This window comes from Bacteroides sp. ET489, from assembly GCF_030518095.1.
In the GTDB taxonomy this organism is placed as follows: domain Bacteria; phylum Bacteroidota; class Bacteroidia; order Bacteroidales; family Bacteroidaceae; genus Bacteroides; species Bacteroides ndongoniae.
This window is the reverse complement of record NZ_JAULLJ010000003.1, coordinates 33,305-54,109: the sequence shown is the minus strand read 5'-3', so window position 1 is coordinate 54,109 and position 20,805 is coordinate 33,305. Positions and strand designations below refer to the sequence as shown.

The following is a 20,805-nucleotide window of genomic DNA, read 5'->3' as shown; positions in this document are numbered from 1 at the left end:
TATTTGCGGATATTCTCCGGATATTTATTCGTGGGAACGAAGGCTTAAAAACGGAAGCACTATGAACATACTTATCCTGAATGCCAGCCCCCGTCCCAACGGAGGCATCGCGCGCATGTTGCAGGCCATGGAGGAAGAAGCCCTGGCGTGCGGAGCCCGGGTGGTGAACCTGCGTGTCGCCGACCTGAAGGTGCGTCCCTGTACGGGTTGCATGACCTGCCGTACTGCCCAGCGTTGCACCTTGCCCGAAGATGACGCCCAATGCGTGGTGCGCCTGCTGGGCGAATGTCAGGTGCTCGTCATCGGTGCCCCCTGCTATTGGGGCAACATGCCCGGCACCCTGAAAGTACTGTTCGACCGCATGGTTTATGGCCTGATAGAGCAAAGCGGCACCGGACTTCCACGCCCGCTGCACGCCGGCAAGGACGCCGTACTGGTATCCACCAGTACCACCGCTTTCCCCTTCAACATCCTGTTCCACCAGACCAGCGGCACCATACGCGCCCTGAAAGCCATTCTGAAGTGGAGCGGCTTCCACATCTACCGCCGCATCGAGCGGGGAGGGGTGCGGCAGAAGCCCGTCGGCGAAAAAGATTTGAATCGTTGCAGGAAAGTGATGCGGAAGTTGTGCAAATAATCACTACCTTTGTGCCCTTGCAAACCGCGATGTAACTGTCCGGTTTTGTAGGTTTTTGCCGTTTACAGGTCCGTGCCCCCTTGCGAGGCTCCGGCTTGCAGGCCGAAAAACGTATCAACTTAAGATTATTGACTTTATGATATCTGTAGAAGGACTGAAAGTAGAATTCAACGCCACGCCGCTGTTCGAGGACGTGTCCTACGTCATCAATAAGAAAGACCGCATTGCGCTGGTCGGTAAGAACGGAGCCGGCAAGTCCACCATGCTCAAGATACTGGCCGGACTGCAGCAGCCCACGGAAGGCGTGGTAGCCGTTCCCCGCGACTGTACCATCGGCTATCTGCCGCAGGTCATGGTGCTGAGCGACTCGCGAACCGTGATGCAGGAAGCCGAGCTGGCTTTCGAACACATCTTTGAGATGCAGGCCGACATCGACCGCATGAACCGCGAGCTGGCCGAACGCACCGACTACGAAAGCGAGGACTACCAGAAACTCATCGACCGCTTCACCCACGAGAATGAACGTTTCCTCATGATGGGAGGCACCAATTATCATGCCGAGATAGAGCGCACGCTCCAGGGCTTGGGATTCAGCCGTACCGACTTCGACCGCCCCACGAGCGAGTTCTCCGGCGGATGGCGCATGCGCATCGAGCTGGCCAAGCTCCTGCTTCGCCGCCCCGACGTGCTCCTGCTCGACGAGCCCACCAACCACCTCGACATCGAGTCCATCCAGTGGCTCGAAAACTTCCTGGCCACCCGTGCCAACGCCGTGGTGCTCGTCAGCCACGACCGCGCCTTCCTGAACAACGTCACCACCCGCACCATTGAAATCAGCTGCGGGCACATCTACGACTATAAGGTGAAGTACGACGAGTTCGTCACCCTGCGCCGCGAGCGCCGCGAACAGCAGCTGCGCGCCTACGAAAACCAGCAGAAGCAGATTGAGGACACCGAAGCCTTTATCGAACGCTTCCGCTACAAGGCCACCAAGGCCGTACAGGTGCAGAGCCGCATCAAGCAACTGGAGAAGATAGAACGCATCGAGGTGGACGAGGAAGACAACTCCACCCTGCGCCTGAAGTTTACCTGCTCCAGCCGCAGCGGCAACTATCCTGTCATCTGCGAGGACGTAGCGAAAGCCTACGGCGACCACGTTGTCTTTCACGACGTCAACCTGACCATCAACCGTGGCGAAAAGGTGGCCTTTGTGGGCAAGAACGGTGAAGGAAAATCCACCCTCGTGAAGTGCATCATGGGCGAGATAACCGACTATACCGGCCGCCTTACCCTGGGACACAACGTACAGATAGGCTACTTTGCCCAGAACCAGGCACAGCTGCTGGACGAGAACCTGACGGTGTTCGACACCATCGACCGTGTGGCCGTTGGCGACATTCGTCTGAAGATACGCGACATATTGGGCGCTTTCATGTTCGGCGGCGAAGCCTCGGACAAGAAGGTAAAGGTGCTCTCCGGAGGCGAACGCACCCGTCTGGCCATGATCAAGCTGCTCTTGGAGCCGGTGAACTTCCTCATCCTCGACGAGCCCACCAATCACCTGGACATGCGCTCGAAGGACGTACTGAAGGAAGCCATCCGCGACTTCGACGGAACAGTAATTATTGTCAGCCACGACCGTGATTTTCTGGACGGACTTGCGACTAAAGTTTATGAGTTCGGCGGTGGATTGGTGAAGGAGCACTTAGGAGGCATTTACGACTTTATACGGAGTAAGAGTCTTGAGAGCTCCTCAGGCCTCACCCCCGACCCCTCTCCCAAGGAGAGGGGAGGGAGGCTGGACTCCCTCTTTGCCTCCAATAATAAGAAGAATACCGCTACCACTCCCCTCTCCTTGGGAGAGGGGCAGGGGGTGAGGCTCTGGCAGGAACAGAAGGAACTCAACAAACGTCTGAAGAAGCTGGAGCGCCGCGTGGCCGACTGCGAAGCCGAAATCGAACAGACCGAAAGCGCCATCGCCATTCTTGAGGAGAAAATGGCTACTCCCGAAGGAGCCTCGGACATGTCGCTCTACGAGCAGCACCGCAAGCTGAAGGAACAGCTCGACCACGTAATGGACGAGTGGGAGACAGCATCGACGGAGCTGGAGGAAGCCCAAAAGGGAGCCTGATGGCCGCCGGGTGAAGAACGGAAAACAACTTTATAAAACAGTATAACAATGAACATGAAACATTTTCTTCCCGTTGCAGCGATCTGCCTGCTGGCAGCATCGTGCAACACGGGCAAGCAGACGGCCGAACAGACAGCCGGCATTCAGCTTGCCAATCTGGATACCACGGCTCTGCCGGGTACCGACTTCTATCAGTATGCCTGCGGTGGCTGGATGAAAAACAATCCGCTGACCGACGAATATTCGCAGTATGGTTCGTTCACTGTGCTGGCCGAGAACAACCGCAAGCAGATTCAGGGCCTTATCGAAGAACTGGCTGCTTCGCAACACGAAGCCGGCAGCGTGGCACAGAAGGTAGGCGACCTGTACAAGATTGCCATGGACAGCGTGAAGCTGAATCAGGACGGTGTTGCCCCCATTCAGGCCGAACTGAAGGAAATCGGTGCGCTGCAGAGCAAGGAACAGCTTTATCCGCTGCTGGCACAGCTCTATAAGAAAGGCATCGCAGCCTATCTGGCCCTCTACGTGGCAGCCGACGAAATGAACAGCAACATGAACGCTGTACAGATAGCCCAGTACGGACTGAGCATGGGCGACCGTGACTACTATCTGCTGAACGATGAGGCTACTACTAAAATTCGTGAGGCTTTCAAAGTACATGTGAAGAAGATGTTCGGCCTGGCCGGATATTCCGATGCCGACGCTGACCGTGCCGTGAAGGTAGTGATGGACGTAGAAACCCGTCTGGCACAGGCTTTCCGTTCGCGTGTCGACCTGCGCGATCCTCATGCCAACTACAACAAGATGTCGATGGAAGACATCAAGAAGCAATACCCCACCTTCGACTGGGATGCTTATCTGAAAGGACTTGACCTGAACGATGTGAAGGAAATCATCATCGGTCAGCCCGCTTCGCTGGAGGCTTCGGTGAAGATTCTGGACACACTGCCCCTGGCTGACCAAAGCCTGTACTTGCAGTGGAAACTGATTGATGCCGCTGCTTCTTACCTGAACGATGCGATGAAGGAGCAGAACTTCGACTTCTACAGTCGTACGATGTCGGGTACCCAAGAGATGCAACCCCGTTGGAAGACAGCTGTCGGCGTAGTAAGCTCTACACTGGGCGAGGCTGTCGGACAGATGTATGTCGAGAAGTACTTCCCCGCCGCTGCCAAAGAGCGTATGGTGACCCTCGTGAAGAACCTGCAGGAAGCACTGGGACAACGCATCCAGAACCTTTCGTGGATGGGCGATTCGACCAAGGTGAAAGCTCTGGAGAAACTGGCTACCTTCCACGTGAAGATAGGTTACCCCGACAAATGGAAAGACTACAGCTCGCTCGAAATCAAGAACGACTCGTACTGGGCAAACATCGAACGTGCCAACCTGTGGGGACACGCCGAGATGGTGGCCAAGGCAGGCAAGCCCGTCGACAAGGACGAATGGCTGATGACGCCGCAGACCGTGAACGCTTACTACAACCCGACGACGAACGAAATCTGTTTCCCCGCCGCCATCCTGCAGCCGCCTTTCTTCGATATGAATGAGGATGACGCCTTCAACTACGGTGCCATCGGTGTGGTTATCGGACATGAGATGACACACGGATTCGACGATCAGGGTCGTCAGTACGACAAGGACGGTAACCTGAAAGACTGGTGGACCGAAGAAGATGCCAAGAAGTTCGAGGAACGTGCCAACGTGATGGTAGCCTTCTTCGACAGCATCGAAGTGGCTCCGGGCGTACACGCCAACGGCCGCATGACACTGGGCGAGAACATTGCCGACCACGGTGGTTTGCAGGTAGCTTTCCAGGCCTTCAAGAACGCTACTGCCGCTGCTCCGCTGGCAGTAAAAGACGGCTTCACACCCGAACAGCGATTCTTCCTGGCTTATGCCGGTGTATGGGCCAACAACATCCGTCCGGAATATGTGCTGCAACTGACCAAGATTGACGTACACTCGCTGGGCGAATGGCGTGTGAACGGCGCACTGCCGCACATCGGTGCCTGGTACGATGCCTTTGGTGTGACCGAGAAAGACCCGATGTTCGTGCCGCAGGCCGAGCGCGTCTCCATCTGGTAACAGGACGGTGATATAACCCTATATATGAGAGGGGAGGATTCTTCTTCGCAGACTGTCTGCGGCGGAGAATTCTCCCTTTTTTGTGCCCGTCAGTGAGTGCAGGGAAGGGATGAAAGAGATTTTGACAATGTGCTTGCCAGATAATGCGTTCTGCTTTCAAATTGTCGGGAAATGTTTTTTTGAATTGACAGACCTGTTTTCCGAAAGTAGGCTGAAAATGTGAAAAGTGGGCGGAATAGGTGCTGAATCTGCATGAATATGCGTTGGGTATGCGGGTTTTATACGCTTTTTGTCCCCAAAATGCTTGTCCGGCGCGCGCTCCGTGCTTGTTCGGAACGGGAGCAACGCTTGTGTGGCTCGCGAACCATGCTTGTGCGGCTCGTCAGCAACGCTTGTTGTGCTCGTCGGGATGGCTTTTTGGCGGTGGAAACAAGGCTTTTGGGGGAGCCGGAGGGGAGGCGTTTTTCTCTTTCAGATGTAAGGATTTCGCTATCGTGCTAAGAGGCAGCTATATGCGGATTTTTACTTCCGAAATTCTGGGACGGCGGGCTGTCGGACGGAATTTCGCGATTCTCGCGGCGTTGGCGGAGCAAAGTGTCACATTGTCAAGTACGGTGCGTGACGCCATTCCCGGTAGCGAATCTGCCCTCTGGACTGTGCGGACGGAGGTATTCGTATACGTCTGGCAGAAACAGGCGGACGTACGGGGGCTTGTCATTAAAAAGTATAATTTTTGCGATTAATTGCCTGTGTATGCGTCTCCTTACGAACAAAATTTGTAACTTTGCGGCATTATAGATTTAATTTGCGCGTAATTTAAATAACTGAATCATGTCCGAAACAAAAAGAATCAAAACAGCTTTGGTATCTGTATACCATAAGGAAGGTTTGGATGAGATTATCACCAAACTGCATGAAGAAGGTGTAGAGTTCCTTTCGACAGGCGGAACTCGTCAGTTTATCGAATCTCTGGGTTATCCCTGCAAGGCAGTGGAAGACCTTACCACATATCCCTCTATCTTGGGCGGCCGTGTGAAGACATTGCATCCGAAAGTATTCGGAGGTATCTTGTGCCGTCGTGGACTGGAGCAAGACATGCAACAAATCGAAAAATATGAAATTCCCGAAATAGACCTCGTCATCGTCGACCTGTATCCATTTGAAGCTACTGTAGCCAGCGGTGCCGACGAGCCGGCCATTATCGAGAAGATCGACATAGGCGGCATCTCGCTGATCCGTGCGGCTGCTAAAAACTACAACGATGTGGTTATCATCGCTTCGCAGGCACAGTACCAGCCCTTCCGCGACATGCTGATGGAGCACGGTGCTACTACTTCGCTCGAAGAACGCCGCTGGTTTGCGAAAGAAGCTTTCGCCGTTTCTTCGCACTATGACTCGGCTATCTTCAATTACTTCGACGGCGAAGAAGGCAGTGCTTTCCGCTGCTCGGCCGATAATCAGAAGACTCTGCGCTACGGCGAAAATCCGCATCAGAAAGGCTACTTCTACGGCAATCTGGATGCAATGTTCGACCAGATACATGGTAAGGAAATCTCCTACAACAACCTGCTCGACATCAATGCTGCCGTTGACCTGATTGATGAGTTTGGCAACGACATCACTTTCGCTATCCTGAAGCACAACAACGCCTGCGGTCTGGCTACACGTCCGACTTTGCTCGAAGCTTGGAAAGATGCCCTGGCTGGTGACCCTGTATCGGCTTTCGGTGGAGTGCTCATCACCAATGCCGTTGTCGACAAGGAGACAGCCGAGGAAATCAACAAAATCTTCTTCGAAGTCATCATCGCTCCCGATTATGACGTGGATGCCCTCGAAATACTGGGTCAGAAGAAGAACCGCATCATCCTGGTACGCAAGCCTGCCGAATTGCCTAAGAAGCAGTTCCGCTCGCTGCTGAACGGTGTGCTGGTACAGGATCGCGACCTGAAGATTGAAACTCCTGCCGACCTGAAAGTGGTGACCGAAAAGGCTCCTACCGCTCAGGAAATCGAAGACATGCTGTTTGCCAACAAGATTGTGAAGAACAGCAAGTCCAACGCTATCGTGTTGGCTAAGGGCAAACAGCTGTTGGCAAGCGGTGTAGGACAGACCAGCCGCGTAGATGCTCTGAAGCAGGCCATCGAGAAGGCCAAGAGTTTTGGCTTCGACCTGCACGGTGCCGTGATGGCCAGCGATGCTTTCTTCCCCTTCCCCGACTGCGTCGAGATAGCCGGCAACGAAGGTGTTACAGCCGTTATCCAGCCGGGCGGAAGCATCAAGGACCAGCTGAGCTTTGACTACTGCAACGAACACGGAATCGCTATGGTGACTACCGGATTCCGTCACTTCAAGCACTAATCGATAATGAAGAACGAAGAGTGAAGAATGAAGAATTTCCATGCGGCGCGTAGTTGCCTACCTGAATTCTTCATTCTCCATTCTTCATTCTTCGTTTAAATAGATTCTTCATTCTTCATTTATAATTCTTCATTTATAAGATGGGATTTTTCTCTTTTACACAAGAAATAGCGATGGACCTCGGCACAGCCAATACCATCATTACCGCTGGTGGTAAGATTGTGGTGGACGAACCTTCGGTGGTGGCCTTGGACCGTCGTACAGACAAGATGATAGCCGTGGGCGAGAAGGCAAAGCTGATGCACGAGAAGACCCACGAGAACATACGCACCATCCGTCCGCTGCGCGACGGCGTGATAGCCGACTTCTATGCCTGCGAGCAGATGATTCGCGGACTTATCAAGATGGTGAACAACCGTAACCGTCTGTTCTCGCCTTCGCTCCGCATGGTGATCGGTGTTCCTTCGGGCAGTACCGAAGTCGAGCTCCGTGCCGTACGCGACTCGGCCGAACACGCCGGCGGACGTGACGTCTACCTCATATTCGAACCCATGGCAGCAGCCATCGGTATCGGTATCGACGTGGAAGCTCCCGAAGGAAACATGATTGTTGATATAGGCGGTGGCTCTACCGAGATTGCTGTCATTTCGCTCGGCGGTATCGTATCGAACAACTCCATCCGCATTGCCGGCGACGACCTGACAGCCGATATTCAGGAGTACATGAGCCGTCAGCACAACGTCAAGGTCAGCGAACGTATGGCCGAACGTATCAAGATACACGTAGGCGCCGCCCTTACCGAACTGGGTGAAGACGCTCCCGAGGACTACATTGTACACGGACCGAACCGCATCACAGCCCTGCCTATGGAGGTGCCTGTCTGCTATCAGGAAGTGGCACACTGTCTGGAGAAGTCTATCTCGAAGATCGAGACAGCCATTCTGAGCGCGCTTGAGAATACTCCTCCCGAACTTTACGCCGACATTGTGCACAACGGTATTTACTTGGCCGGTGGTGGTGCCTTGCTTCGCGGACTCGACAAGCGTCTGACGGACAAGATCAACATCCCCTTCCACATTGCCGAAGACCCCTTGCATGCCGTAGCCAAGGGAACGGGCGTGGCGTTGAAGAACGTTGACCGCTTCTCGTTCCTGATGCGGTGATTTGTAAATGAATTAGTGAATGGATATTTGATAACACATCTGTCGGTTATCAACTATCCATTATCCATTGTTAATTAGTATAGAACTCGTGCGGAATCTACTGAACTTCCTTCTTAAATACAATTACTGGTTCCTCTTTCTGCTGTTGGAGGTAGCCAGTTTTGTTTTATTGTTCCGCTTCAACCACTACCAGCAGAGTGTGTTCTTTACCTCGGCTAACGAAGTGGCGGGACGCGTCTACGAGATATCCGGAGGCATCAGCTCTTACTTCCACCTCAAGTCGGTGAACGAAGACTTGCTCGACCGCAACCTGCTGCTTGAACAGCGTGTGGCACAGCTCGAAAAGATGCTGCGCGACAAGGGAGCCGACTCGGCGCGCCTCTACAGTCTGGACCACATGGAGGCAGGCGATTACCGCATCTTCAAGGCAAACGTTATCAAGAATACGCTGAACCGTGCCGACAACTACATCACTCTTGATCAGGGTGCATCGGCAGGTATACGGCCCGACATGGGAGTGGTCGATGCAAACGGAGTAGTCGGCATTGTCTACAAAACCTCGCCTCACTATTCGCTCGTCATTCCGTTGCTCAACAGCAAGTCGAGCATCAGTTGCAAGATTGTGGGCAGCGAATACTTCGGCTACCTGAAGTGGGAAGGCGGTGACTCACGCTTTGCCTATCTGAAAGACTTGCCCCGCCATGCCGAGTTCAACCTGGGTGATACGGTGGTGACAAGCGGCTATTCGGCTGTGTTTCCGGCCGGTGTCATGGTGGGTACGGTGGACGATATGTCCGACTCGCACGATGGGCTTTCGTACCTGTTGAAGATAAAATTGGCTACAGACTTCGGTAAGGTGAGCGACGTACGCGTCATAGCCCGTAACGGTCAGGAAGAACAAAACAATTTGGAGGTAGAAGAAACGAATTAATACACCATTGGTACACAATTATCTGCATAAAATAGGATGGTTCGTCGGCTTGCTGTTGTTGCAGGTGCTGATATTGAACAATATGCATATCGTCGGATATGCCACTCCCTTTCTGTACGTCTATCTGATACTGAAGTTCGAGTCGGAGACTTCGCGCAACGCGCTGATGCTGTGGGCTTTCTTTTTGGGCCTTGCCATCGATGTCTTTTCCGACACGCCGGGTATGAATGCTGCGGCAACGGTTTTTCTGGCCTTTTTGCGTCCGGTACTGTTGCGTCTGTTCACACCGCGCGATACGGTCGAAAGTTTTGTACCGGCTGTCCGCACCATGGGTATTTCGCCTTTTCTGAAGTATCTTTCGTTCAGTGTGCTGGTCCATCATGCCGTGCTGCTCTCCATCGAATTCTTTTCGTTTGCCCATTTGGGCACGCTGTTGCTGCGCATCCTGTCGAGCAGTGTGCTTACAGTGGCGTGTGTCATGGCGGTCGAAGGTATACGGAAAAAGCGGTAGCAGTCCGTCGGCCTGATCGTACATTTACTCAATTATCTATTTACCCATTCGTTCAATGAAGGACTATCAGTTAGAGAAACGGAAGTTTGTAATCGGCTTGGCGGCAGTGATTATTGTATTCATTTATATCCTGCGCCTCTTCGACCTGCAAATCATGACAGATGATTACAAGAAGAATGCCGACAGCAACGCTTTCCTGAATAAAATACAGTATCCTTCGCGCGGAGCCATCTACGACCGTAACGGTAAGTTGCTTGTATTCAACCAACCTGCTTACGACATTACCTTCGTACCCCGCGAAGTGACACAACTCGATACGGCCGATTTCTGCCGTGCCCTGAACATCACGCGCGAACAGTTCGACAAGCGCATGAAGGATGTGAAAAACCGGTGGATGAATCCCGGATATTCGAAATACACCCATCAGACTTTTATGACACAGCTTTCGTCCGAGGAATGTGGTGTGTTTCAGGAGAAATTGTTCAAGTTCCCCGGTTTCTACATACAGCGTCGTACCATCCGGCAATACACCTACAACTCTGCCGGACACGTGCTGGGCGACATCGGTGAAGTATCCAAACGCGACATTGAGAAGGACGATTATTACATTCGCGGCGACTACATTGGTAAGCAGGGAATAGAGCGTTCTTACGAGACCTACCTGCGTGGCGAAAAAGGCGTGGAAGTGTTGCTTCGCGACGCCCACGGCCGCATTCAGGGGCATTACATGGACGGTCAGCTCGACCGCCCTTCCATTCCTGGCAAGAACCTTACGCTGGGTATCGATATCGACTTGCAGATGCTGGGCGAACGGCTGTTGCAACATAAGATTGGTGCCATCGTAGCCATCGAACCCTCTACGGGCGAGATTCTCTGTATGGTATCGTCGCCCTCGTTCGATCCACATATACTGATTGGCCGTCAGCGCGGAAAGAATCATCGCCTTCTTCAGCTCGACAAGCGGAAGCCTTTGCTGAACCGTGCCATTATGGGAGCCTATCCGCCCGGATCGACATTCAAGACGACACAGGGACTCACTTTCCTTCAGGAAGGCATCATACACGAAGAAACAACGTTGTATCCCTGTTCTCACGGTTTCAGCTACGGTAGTTTGCATGTAGGTTGCCACGGACACGCTTCGCCGCTTTCACTGGTGCCGGCCATTGCTACTTCGTGTAACTCGTACTTCTGCTGGGGCTTGTTTCGCATGATAGGCGACCGCAAGTATGGTTCACCCCAAAAGGCTTTGACCGTCTGGAAGGACTACATGGTTTCGCAAGGATTCGGTTACAAACTTGGCACAGACTTGCCGGGCGAGATACGTGGTTTCATCCCCAACGCCAGTACGTACGACAAAGTTTACCGCGGCTCGTGGAATGGACTTACCATTATCAGTATCGCCATCGGGCAGGGTGAAATTCTGGCTACACCTTTGCAGATTGCCAATCTGGGAGCTACGATTGCCAACCGTGGTTACTTCATAACGCCTCATGTGGTGAAGGAAATACAGGACAACGAACTGGACAGTTTGTATCGCACCCGCCGCTATACGAGTATCGACCGCAAGTATTACGAAGATATTGTAGAAGGTATGCGGGCAGCCGTTACGGGCAGTACGGGTAGTGCTACCTGTCGTATGGTTGGAACCATTTTGCCGGGTGTAGAAGCTTGCGGAAAGACGGGAACGGCGCAGAACCGCGGAAAAGACCACTCCGTCTTTATGGGTTTTGCACCGATGGACAATCCGAAGATAGCCATAGCTGTGTATGTGGAGAACGGTGGCTTTGGGGCTACGTTTGGTGTGCCGATTGGTGCAATGATGATGGACCAGTATCTGCATGGCAAACTGTCGCCCGAGAACGAGAAACTGGCAGAAGATTTCAGCAATCGAGTCATCTACTACGGCGACGAAGAACGGTAGGAGAAGTTAAGCCTCACCCCCAGCCCCTCTCCCAAGGAGAGGGGGGGAGGATGTGATCAGTACTGAAGAAAGGTATAAGTGCAACTTAAAAACTTAAACGAACTTAGAAATTCAAGATTTGACTATGATAGAGAATTTGGCAACAAGGAGGGACAGCATCTGGAAGTCGCTTGACTGGACGACGATTATCGTCTATCTGCTGCTGATTGTATGCGGTTGGTTCAGCGTGTGCGGGGCAAGCTACGATTACGGCGACCGCGATTTTCTGGATTTCTCGACCCGTGCAGGCAAGCAGTTCGTCTGGATTATCTGTTCGTTTGGACTTGGGTTTGTGCTGCTGATGCTGGACGATACGCTGTACGACATGTTTGCTTACCTTATATATATAGGCCTGATGCTGCTGCTTATCGTCACCATTTTCATTGCGCCCGATACGAAAGGGTCGCGTTCATGGCTCATATTGGGGCCTGTCAGCCTGCAGCCGGCGGAGTTTGCCAAGTTTGCTACGGCTCTGGCACTTGCCAAGTACATGAGTGCCTATTCGTTTACACTCCGGAACTGGAAGAAAGTGTTGATGGTGGCTTTCCTGATACTTTTTCCAATGATGCTTATTATTCTGCAGCGCGAGACGGGTTCGGCACTGGTTTACCTGGCTTTTTTCCTGATGCTCTATCGCGAGGGAATGCCTGGAGTAGTGCTGTTTTCGGGTATCTGTGCTGTCCTTTATTTTGTAGTGGGCATCCGCTTTGCCGAAGAATGCATAGCCGACACGCCGACACCGATCGGCGAGTTTGCTGTGTTGCAGATGGTGTTGCTGTTTGCTGCGGGGATGGTGTGGGTGTACGAGAAACGTTGGGTGCCGGTACGCAATATGCTCATTGGCTCGGTAGGAGGAGTGCTGCTGGCATTCATCGTGTCGGAGTATATCGTTCCTTTCAACCTGGTATGGGCGCAGTGGGGGCTTTGTGCGCTTGCCGTGGGCTATCTGTTTTATCTTTTTCTGAGTGAGCGTCGCTGGTCTTATCTGCTGATAGGGTTGTTTGCGATGGGCTCCATCGGCTTTCTGTATTCCAGCGATTATTTCTTCAACAAGGTGTTGGAACCCCACCAACAGGTGCGTATCAAGGTGGTACTGGGCATGGAGGAAGACTTGGCCGGTGCAGGATACAACGTCAATCAGTCGAAGATTGCCATCGGTTCGGGTGGTCTGACGGGTAAGGGATTCCTGAACGGCACACAGACGAAGTTGAAATACGTGCCCGAGCAGGATACCGACTTCATCTTCTGTACAGTAGGTGAGGAAGAGGGCTTCGTTGGCTCTGTTTTTGTACTACTACTGTTCTTGACGCTGATATTGCGTCTTATTGCGCTGGCCGAGCGTCAGCAATCCCCCTTCGGGCGAGTGTATGGCTATTCGGTGTTGAGTATATTTCTGTTTCACCTCTTTATCAATATCGGTATGGTGCTGGGACTGACGCCTGTAATCGGCATTCCTTTGCCGTTCTTCAGCTATGGTGGCTCGTCGTTGTGGGGTTTTACGATTCTGCTGTTTATTTTTCTGCGGATTGATGCGGGTAGGAACCGCCGGCTTGTCTGACAAGGCGGATGCCGATGTCGTTGATGCCTGGCAGTGTTTCGTTGGGCAGGGTATGGATCAGTTTGAGGCGATAGGTGCCAGCACTGTCGATGCGGATGGTACCTGCCGGAAAGCGTGTCTGATACAGTCCGCCCCAGCCTTCGCCTTTCCAGTGCCCTTGTCGGTCGGCCAGAATGTAGTGCAGGCTGTCGGTTGTCGTCTGGCTGATGCCCGGACCGCAGTAACACAGTCCTAATCCGATGTCCTGATACGGGTAACGGTTGGTGTTTCTGATTTCGATGTCGAGCCTGTAGTGCGTTTGCGAGTCGGGCACAGTGACGTCGAACACAACCGTGTCCTGCTTGCTCCAGCCTTCGCTGGGCAAGGAGTGGAAGTTATGGTATACAGCCTGCTTGTCGCATGCGCATAGGGCACATACGGCAAGCAGTTGTAACAGATTCCGGCAGAATGCCGTCGGATTAGTTTTGCGACGGCTGTTCATTGTTGCTTTGAGTTGGTTTGGCTTCCTGCCGTGGCTTGGGCTCCTGCTGGGGTTTTGCTTCCTGGCGGGGCTTGTCGCCTTGTTGTTTTCTTTCGCCTTGCTGGTTCTTCTCCTTCGGCTGGTTCTTTCGGGACTGCTGTTGTGGACGTTCGCTGCCAGCGGGTTGCTTTTCAGCTTTGGGGGCTTTTTCGCCTTGAGGGGCATTGCCCTGCTGCGGCTGCGAAGCGGCTTCCTGCTGTTGTTTAGGGCGGTTGTTGCGTCCGTTTTTGCGCTTGTTTTCACCCGATTGACGCTTATTGTTTTCGCCGGCTTCACCGTTGTTAGGCTGCTTGGCCGGTTGTTTGGCGGCTACGGCTTCGGTCTGCTCGGCGTTTTGTGCGCGTGCGGGTTGCTGCTTGGCTGGTGCGGCAGCCTGCTGTGCGTTGTCCGGCTGACGGTTGGCATTGCCTTTTTTCTTCTTCTTGCGCGAGTTTCCGCCGCCGTTGTTCTCGCTGGCTTCTTTGGCTTCGGCGTTGTTGTTGCCTTTGGCTTTGCGGTTGCGGTCGAAGCGGGTCAGGCTTTCCTGTTCGAGCAGGTCGGTTGACTTCTTGCTGTCGTTTCGGTTGGCTTCTTCGTGCAGACTGTCTGGTTTGATGCCACGCTTGTTCATGCCAATCACTTCGAAGGCACGGCGGCTGCTGATGGTTACCAGGTTGGCTGGGATGCTCTTGTCGGTGGAGTAGGTAATCTGATTGCTCAGAATGTCGGCCTTGAAATAGTAGAAGAGACCGTCCTTGGTTTCGAGTTGGATTTCCTTCGAGGGCAGGCGCTTCTGGGCTTCCACGTAGCAGTCCACTTCGTAGTTCAGACAGCACTTCAGCTTGGCACACTGTCCGGCCAGCTTCTGCGGGTTGAGGGAGATGTCCTGGTAGCGTGCGGCGCTGGTCGATACGGAGACAAAGGTTGTCATCCAGGTGGCGCAACACAGCTCGCGGCCGCAGGGACCGATGCCGCCTATGCGTCCGGCTTCCTGTCGGGCTCCGATTTGCTTCATCTCGATGCGTACGCGGAATACTTCGGCCAGGACTTTGATGAGCTGGCGGAAGTCAACACGTTCGTCGGCTATGTAGTAGAAGATGGCTTTGTTGCCGTCGCCCTGGTATTCGACGTCGCCTATCTTCATCTCCAGCTTCAGGTCGAGGGCTATCTGGCGGGCACGGATCATGGTGCTGTGCTCGCGGCTCTTGGCTTCGTTGTACTTCTCCATGTCCACGGGCTTTGCCTTGCGGTAGATGCGCTTGATGTCGGCCTCGGACTTGAGGTTGGCTTTGCGCATCTGCAGGGGCACGAGGCGTCCGGTCAGGGTTACGACGCCGATGTCGTGACCGGGAGTGGCCTCTACGGCTACGATGTCGCCCTTTTCGAGGGGGATTTTGTTGCTGTTGCGGTAGTACCCTTTGCGGGTGTTCTTGAACTGCACTTCCACGTACTCGCTTTCTTCGGCATTGCCGGGAATGTCGGCCAGCCAGTCGTAGGTGTTCAGCTGCTTGTCTTGTCTGCCACAGCTTTTGCAGCAGAGGTTTCCGCTTCCGTTATGTAGTTTGAATTCATTCATATCGTTTGGTTGAATATAATGTTAGTTTTCAGGTTCTCAAGTGTGCGGGGTGTTGCTTATCCCGTTTTCAGCAGAACGATCATCTTCAGTGCGAAGTCGAAAAAGACCATGCGCGGGTTGACGTTCTGTTCGATGTGTATCTGCGCTTCGGTCAGTTCGTGAACGATGCCCATGACGTTGCGCTCGTTGACGAAGGGGGCGAAGCGTGTCGAAAAGTTCTCTTCCTGCAGGGTCATGTAGTTCATGTCCGGACGGTGGAAGTTGTAGATGAAGTTCTCGCGTATCATGCGCTGGCAGTAGTCCAGAAAACTTTTCTGGCGTTCGCGGCCGATGGAGGCGAGTTGCTCGCTCCATTGCTTCATCTCACGTATCTTGCGCTGGTAGGACAGCCGCATCAGGCTGACGAACCAGTTGAAAAAAAGTTCGTTTTCTTCGTTCAGTTGGATGGCTTCGAGTGCCTTGATGAAATCGCCACCGGCCAGGTGGGCTATCTTTTCGCTGTCGACGGGTTGCACGCCGTACTTGCTTTGCAGGGCAGCGGCAATGTTGGCCTCGCTGATGCGGGGGATATTGATGCGCTGCGTGCGGCTTTGTATGGTGGGCAGTATCATGTCCGGCGTTTCGGTGATGAGCAGGAAGACGGTGCGTGCGGGTGGCTCCTCGAACAGCTTGAGCAGCTTGTTGGCACAGGCTTCGTTCATCTTTTCGGCCATCCAGACGATGGTCACCTTATAGCCTCCCTCGCTCGACTTCAGGCTAAGCTTGCGGATGATTTCCTCGCTCTCCTGTGTGAAAATCTGCGCCTGCTTATTTTCGGCATCCATGTCGTCCAGCCAGTGGCTGAGGTAGAAGTAGGGATTGGCGATGAGCTGCTGCCTCCATTGGGGCAGAAAGTCGTTGCAGACGGATACTTTGGGGCTCTTGGCCTTGTTGACGATGGGGAAGATGAAGTGGACGTCGGGGTGTACCAGTTTTTCCCACTTCACGCACGAAGGGCAGGTGCCGCAGGCATCGGTGGCGGTGCGGTTGGGGCAGCACAGGTAGCGTGCATAGGCCAGGGCGAGGGGCAGTTTGCCGCTGCCCACGGGGCCGCAGAAGAGCTGTGCGTGGGCGATACGTCCTTCCTGCACTTCCTGTATCAGGCGTCGTTTTACCTGCTCTTGTCCGATGATGTCGTTGAAACTGAACACGTTATTTAAATCCTTTTTAGTGAATGAGGCATGTCATTTCAGCTCCTTTTATGGGTGGATTCCAAATCCTTCATTCCTCATTCTTCGTTCTTCCTTTATTAATAAATCTGTCTGGCTACTTCTCGGATGCTGTCGGCTGCTCCTATCGAATAGAAGTGCAGGCTGGGCACTCCGTGGTCGATGAGCTCGCGGCATTGCTTGACGCACCACTCGATGCCCACGTGGCGTGCCTCGTCGTCGTTGGTGCATTTCAGCAGTTCGTGGGTCAGCTCTTCGGGCAGGTCTACCTTGAAGGTCTTGGGTATCATGCTGAGCTGCGACAGCTTCTTGAAGGGCTTGATGCCGGGGATGATGGGAATGGTGATTCCCTCCTGGCGGGCGCGCTCTACGAAACTGAAGTACTTGCGATTGTCGTAGAAGAGTTGTGTGACGGCATATTCGGCGCCGGTCTCCATCTTCTTTTTCAGCCAGTACAGGTCGGTCTCCAGATTGGGGGCTTCTTCGTGCTTCTCGGGGTAGCAGGCTACGCCGTACGAGAAAGGCGTACGGGTGATTTTCATCTCCGACCCGTCGACGAAGATACCTTTGTTGAAGTTGTTGATCTGCTGTTGCAGTTCGACGGCGTGGGCGTGTCCGCCCGGTTCGGGCACGAAGACAGACTCGTGCTTAGCCTTGTCGCCGCGCAGCACCAGCAGGTCGGTGATGCCGAGGAATTGCAGGTCGAGCAGTTGATACTCCGTGTCTTCCTGCGTGAATCCGCTGCACAGGATGTGGGGCACAACGGTGATGTTGTACTTGTTCTGTATGGCGGCAGCTACGGCCACGGTGCCCGGGCGGCGGCGCAAGCGGTTGCGTTGAAACAGTCCGTTGCCCAGTTCTTTGTAGACGTATTCGCTGCGGTGGGTGGTGATGTTTATGTATTTGGGGTCGAATTCACGCAGCAAGTCGATGGTCTCGTACAGTTTCTCGATGCCCGTGCCTTTCAATGGCGGCAGTATCTCGAACGAGAAGGCGGTCTTCTGCGTGCTGTTTATCAGGTCGATTACTTTCATCTTCTTTTCTTCTATTTCCTTTTGTCTGGTAACAGACTTGTACATTGGGAACAAAAATACGAAAAAGAAACGAGAAAACCATACGACTTCCCTACTTCTTGCTTTCGAGGCTTCCGGCAGGCATGTTTGCAGGGCGTTTGAGCCACACAAGTGTTGCTCGTGAGCCGTGCAAGTGTTGCTCGCGAGCCGTACAAGTGTCTCTCGCGAGCCGTGCAAGTGTCCCACAAATGCCATGCAAGTGCTGCTGAAAAGCGGTTCGGCTGGGGTGGAAAAAGAGGTAAAATACTGCTGCGGTAGAAATAATATTGTAAAATTTTGCCGAGCCGGTTTTTCTGTTTAGTTCAAAATAAGTCCGGATAGTGTCGCGTTTTGGCTGTTTAGTTCGGATTTTGGATTTTTCAATGCGCCATGGTTCCCTTTCAGGGACGAAAAAAAAGAGTTTCGAATTGCTAATTTTTTGGAAATTAGTCTATCTTTGCAAGGTCTAGGTTTCTCTGTCAAATGGTTTAGTGGTAGTGAAAATAGGCGTTTTATGTATGCGGAGAGCGTTTTTTAGCAGCATTTTGCTTGTGTGGAAAATTACGGATTTTTCAACCTTTTTAAGTGAGTTTGAAACATAATGAATAAGCTCTTTTTGTAAGTATAAATATCTGTCATGTGACGGTGATATAATCTTTGAAGAAAGAATCGGTTGTTCATTATTTATAGGTGTTTGATGTCCGATGATGTTTCTGTACGGAGATATGAGGCTAAAACAGTTCCCACGTCTCTTCCTTTATTAAAATCCGTCTGGGGAACTACGGACTATTATTAAAATTCGTATGAAGAATTGTTTCTGTTTCGCAGCATTGTTAGGCCTGATTCTGTTGGCCATGCCGCAAGGAGCTAAAGCTCAAAAGGTAGAATATCGCCAGTCGCAGAGCCGTTTGATCGAACCGCAGCAACAAGTGTTTGTTCGTCCGCTGGTTGTTGACCTGCAGGTAATCACGAATGAAAGACAGAAGGCAGTATGGCCTTTCCCAGATGTGGATATTACGAAAATGACAGTGCAGGATATTGATAATCTGAAAATTAATGCTCTTTATCTTACTGCACAAAAATGTGATGCAGACGTAATAGTTGCTCCTACTTTTGACATCCGTACTGTGAAAAAAGGCATCGAAATAACAGTAATAGGTTTTCCTGCCAAATACCAGAACTGGAAAGTGGCTACCAAAGAAGAAGACTATAAGTGGATTCAGGATGTTTATGGCACCAAGATTCGTTTCGTAAATCCTTTCCAGTCTTTGGGCGATAATAAAGCCAAGAATTCTGATACTGAAAAATAACGGAGTGGGTATTTTTATCAATCAATTCATAAATAGTCTGAGTCTTGTTTAGGCTCTTAATCTTTTAATTTTATTAGCGATGAAAAAGTTTTTATTATTTGTGGCAGTGGCATTGGTTTGCTCCACAGTAAGTGCACAGTTGGTAACTAGTTCGACTTACAAAAAACAAAAATCTAAAGCCGTATGGTATGTAAAAGCAGGTTTGGATATTGCTGGAGTGAGTGGTGACGGCTGGGATGAAGTAGGTAATAAGACCGGTTATGTAGTAGGTCTTGCTTTCGACCGTCCCATCGGTGGCAGCGGTGTGTTCTGGGGTATGGGACTGCAGTTGGCAACTAAAGGCTTTAAGGAAAGCGAAAGCGGCGTTGAAGTTTCATTGAATGCGAACAAGCTGGAAATCCCCTTAAATTTTGGTTATAAGTACAACATCAATGACGACATTGCAGTAGATGCACGAATCGGTGGATTTATCAATTATGATGTTTTTGGTAAGTTCAAAATGTCGATGGATGGTGAAGAGGAAAGCGTTGACCTCGGTGATATCGAAGGATACGATCGTTTGGGTGCCGGTATGCAGTTTGGCGTAGGCGTATGGTATCAAAGCTTGAATTTCAACATTACTTATCAGAAAGGCTTCGTTGAACAGTTTGAAGGCGGTAAAGAAAACAACTGGATGATTTCTTTGGGATATGCCTTTTAATAGATGAAATTTATAAGAGTGCCGCAAGTGGTGATATACTGCCACTTGCGGTATTTCTTTAACCTTAACTGTGTAATACAAAATATTGTCAGAAAGAAATAGTGGCAGGAAACGAAATTGCCGAAGTAAGGTAAACATGTGCTGGCGCAAGCGGAAGTTTCCTGTGGTAGAAAAAATGAATAAAGGTTGAATCGTTAAATAATAAATAGGTTTGATGCAAAAAAATATTTTTCTGTTTATATGCAGTTTGTTCCTGCTTTGTCCTTTGGTGAATGCACAGTCAGTTCCTTCTCCCTATACGGTAGTGAAGGACAAAGTAGTCATATCCCAGTTTCATACACTGGAACAGCCATCTACCTCTGAAGGCATATTCGTAAATGCTCTTCTGTGGGCTATTGACCATCGCGAGTTTGCCGATCTGGATGAAGAAGAAAAAGAAAAGATGGCTTTTGCCGTAGATTATGATAAACGGCAGTTTACTGTAGAACTAATGCAGAAAGGTGCTTCTTCCGGTGCTTGTTATAATAGTTTGCTCTCTGTAAAAGTGGCGGACAATATTATCACCATTTTGGCTTCTGATATCAGCTGCGAGACACAGGTTGCGCCGATTAAACTGGTTCGTCGGATGCCGTTCGAGAAACTTCAACCGGAGAAGAAAGAAAAACATAAGGAGAATTTGGATGAGTTTGCAGCATTATATGAAGCATATACAAAACTGATGTTGGAATATATCGTTTCCACTAAGTCGCCTGTTATTACGCATTGGGCAGAAATCAAAGCCAAGGAGGTGGTAAAGGGCATGACAGCTGCCGAATGTTTGCTTTCCATGGGAAAACCGGCATCGGTACAGAAGTCTGGTGGAAAAGAAGAATGGATGTACGACTCTTATACTTACTTATTTTTTGAGAACGGCAAGCTTGCTTCGTTTATTAAGTAAGTAAGCTGTATTCTTTTTGATATACTGTGTGAAAGAAATGCCGGAGGAACATGCTCGTTGTTTCCCGGCATTTTGCTGTCCGGATGTGGGCTGGGAGTGTCGCCGATCCCGCATCTTTGCTTCATGTGTTGTAAAACACTTCTTCGGATGTTGCTTTTCTGCGCGAAAATGCAGTTCTTTGCATCAGTA

16 protein-coding genes are annotated in these 20,805 nt (G+C 51.6%); 12 read left to right on the top strand and 4 right to left on the bottom strand.

Annotated features, from left to right (window positions below; all coding sequences use genetic code 11):
- Nucleotides 1–61 precede the first annotated feature (61 nt).
- From Q3C19_RS02485 to rodA, 9 genes are all read left to right on the top strand, one after another.
- Nucleotides 62–637 carry a flavodoxin family protein gene (locus tag Q3C19_RS02485; RefSeq protein ID WP_022162983.1) on the top strand — a complete coding sequence of 192 codons (576 nt, stop codon included), beginning with the start codon at nt 62–64 and terminating at the stop codon, nt 635–637.
- Nucleotides 638–773: 136 nt separating this feature from the next.
- Complete coding sequence (gene abc-f, locus Q3C19_RS02480) at nt 774–2,768, top strand: ribosomal protection-like ABC-F family protein (protein WP_302727005.1); 1,995 nt, start codon at nt 774–776, stop codon at nt 2,766–2,768.
- 48 nt (nt 2,769–2,816) lie between these two features.
- Nucleotides 2,817–4,853, top strand: coding sequence for a M13 family metallopeptidase (locus Q3C19_RS02475; RefSeq protein WP_302727003.1), 2,037 nt, complete (start codon nt 2,817–2,819; stop codon nt 4,851–4,853).
- Between the two features lie 831 nt (nt 4,854–5,684).
- The gene (gene purH, locus Q3C19_RS02470; RefSeq protein ID WP_302727001.1) at nt 5,685–7,211 is read left to right on the top strand and encodes a bifunctional phosphoribosylaminoimidazolecarboxamide formyltransferase/IMP cyclohydrolase; all 1,527 of its coding nucleotides are present in this window, start codon (nt 5,685–5,687) and stop codon (nt 7,209–7,211) included.
- 140 nt (nt 7,212–7,351) lie between these two features.
- Nucleotides 7,352–8,374, top strand: coding sequence for a rod shape-determining protein (locus Q3C19_RS02465; protein ID WP_022163505.1), 1,023 nt, complete (start codon nt 7,352–7,354; stop codon nt 8,372–8,374).
- A gap of 88 nt (nt 8,375–8,462) precedes the next feature.
- Entirely contained in the window at nt 8,463–9,305 is an 843-nt protein-coding gene (mreC, locus tag Q3C19_RS02460; protein WP_022163506.1) for a rod shape-determining protein MreC, read from the top strand.
- Nucleotides 9,306–9,312: 7 nt separating this feature from the next.
- Nucleotides 9,313–9,816 (top strand): rod shape-determining protein MreD, encoded by a 504-nt coding sequence (gene mreD / locus Q3C19_RS02455; RefSeq protein WP_022163507.1) that lies wholly within the window; start codon nt 9,313–9,315, stop codon nt 9,814–9,816.
- 55 nt (nt 9,817–9,871) lie between these two features.
- The gene (gene mrdA / locus Q3C19_RS02450; RefSeq protein WP_022163508.1) at nt 9,872–11,737 is read left to right on the top strand and encodes a penicillin-binding protein 2; all 1,866 of its coding nucleotides are present in this window, start codon (nt 9,872–9,874) and stop codon (nt 11,735–11,737) included.
- A 136-nt stretch (nt 11,738–11,873) separates the two neighbouring features.
- Complete coding sequence (gene rodA / locus Q3C19_RS02445; RefSeq protein WP_277121484.1) at nt 11,874–13,334, top strand: rod shape-determining protein RodA; 1,461 nt, start codon at nt 11,874–11,876, stop codon at nt 13,332–13,334.
- On the opposite strand, the gene Q3C19_RS02440 is transcribed toward rodA, so the two are convergent.
- From Q3C19_RS02440 to metF, 4 genes are all read right to left on the bottom strand, one after another.
- Nucleotides 13,288–13,815 carry a gliding motility lipoprotein GldH gene (locus Q3C19_RS02440; RefSeq protein WP_302726997.1) on the bottom strand — a complete coding sequence of 176 codons (528 nt, stop codon included), beginning with the start codon at nt 13,813–13,815 and terminating at the stop codon, nt 13,288–13,290. The genes rodA and Q3C19_RS02440 overlap by 47 nt on opposite strands.
- Nucleotides 13,793–15,409 carry a regulatory iron-sulfur-containing complex subunit RicT gene (gene ricT, locus Q3C19_RS02435; RefSeq protein WP_302726995.1) on the bottom strand — a complete coding sequence of 539 codons (1,617 nt, stop codon included), beginning with the start codon at nt 15,407–15,409 and terminating at the stop codon, nt 13,793–13,795. Before ricT ends, Q3C19_RS02440 begins: the two co-directional genes overlap by 23 nt.
- Nucleotides 15,410–15,465: 56 nt before the next feature.
- Nucleotides 15,466–16,599 (bottom strand): DNA polymerase III subunit delta', encoded by a 1,134-nt coding sequence (holB, locus tag Q3C19_RS02430; RefSeq protein ID WP_302726993.1) that lies wholly within the window; start codon nt 16,597–16,599, stop codon nt 15,466–15,468.
- A gap of 98 nt (nt 16,600–16,697) precedes the next feature.
- Entirely contained in the window at nt 16,698–17,651 is a 954-nt protein-coding gene (metF, locus tag Q3C19_RS02425) for a methylenetetrahydrofolate reductase [NAD(P)H] (protein WP_071148521.1), read from the bottom strand.
- An 821-nt stretch (nt 17,652–18,472) separates the two neighbouring features.
- On the opposite strand from metF, the gene Q3C19_RS02420 reads away from it, so the two are divergent.
- From Q3C19_RS02420 to Q3C19_RS02410, 3 genes are all read left to right on the top strand, one after another.
- On the top strand, nt 18,473–18,979 hold the full coding sequence (locus Q3C19_RS02420; protein ID WP_302726991.1) for a hypothetical protein: 507 nt from the start codon (nt 18,473–18,475) through the stop codon (nt 18,977–18,979).
- A 100-nt stretch (nt 18,980–19,079) separates the two neighbouring features.
- Nucleotides 19,080–19,679: an outer membrane beta-barrel protein gene (locus Q3C19_RS02415; RefSeq protein ID WP_302726989.1), complete on the top strand. Its 600-nt coding sequence runs from the start codon at nt 19,080–19,082 to the stop codon at nt 19,677–19,679.
- A 214-nt stretch (nt 19,680–19,893) separates the two neighbouring features.
- Nucleotides 19,894–20,616, top strand: a complete 723-nt coding sequence (locus Q3C19_RS02410; RefSeq protein ID WP_302726987.1) for a hypothetical protein — start codon at nt 19,894–19,896, stop codon at nt 20,614–20,616.
- Nucleotides 20,617–20,805 lie beyond the last annotated feature (189 nt).

Excerpts from the sequence above, each read along its gene's own strand:
- Q3C19_RS02420 (WP_302726991.1), top strand. The coding sequence starts at position 18,473 with ATGAAGAATTGTTTCTGTTTCGCAGCATTGTTAGGCCTGATTCTGTTG.
- Q3C19_RS02465 (WP_022163505.1), top strand. The coding sequence starts at position 7,352 with ATGGGATTTTTCTCTTTTACACAAGAAATAGCGATGGACCTCGGCACA.
- Q3C19_RS02440 (WP_302726997.1), bottom strand. The coding sequence starts at position 13,815 with ATGAACAGCCGTCGCAAAACTAATCCGACGGCATTCTGCCGGAATCTG.
- metF (WP_071148521.1), bottom strand. The coding sequence starts at position 17,651 with ATGAAAGTAATCGACCTGATAAACAGCACGCAGAAGACCGCCTTCTCG.
- Q3C19_RS02410 (WP_302726987.1), top strand. The coding sequence starts at position 19,894 with ATGCAAAAAAATATTTTTCTGTTTATATGCAGTTTGTTCCTGCTTTGT.
- Q3C19_RS02485 (WP_022162983.1), top strand. The coding sequence starts at position 62 with ATGAACATACTTATCCTGAATGCCAGCCCCCGTCCCAACGGAGGCATC.
- purH (WP_302727001.1), top strand. The coding sequence starts at position 5,685 with ATGTCCGAAACAAAAAGAATCAAAACAGCTTTGGTATCTGTATACCAT.
- abc-f (WP_302727005.1), top strand. The coding sequence starts at position 774 with ATGATATCTGTAGAAGGACTGAAAGTAGAATTCAACGCCACGCCGCTG.
- Q3C19_RS02475 (WP_302727003.1), top strand. The coding sequence starts at position 2,817 with ATGAACATGAAACATTTTCTTCCCGTTGCAGCGATCTGCCTGCTGGCA.
- ricT (WP_302726995.1), bottom strand. The coding sequence starts at position 15,409 with ATGAATGAATTCAAACTACATAACGGAAGCGGAAACCTCTGCTGCAAA.
- mrdA (WP_022163508.1), top strand. The coding sequence starts at position 9,872 with ATGAAGGACTATCAGTTAGAGAAACGGAAGTTTGTAATCGGCTTGGCG.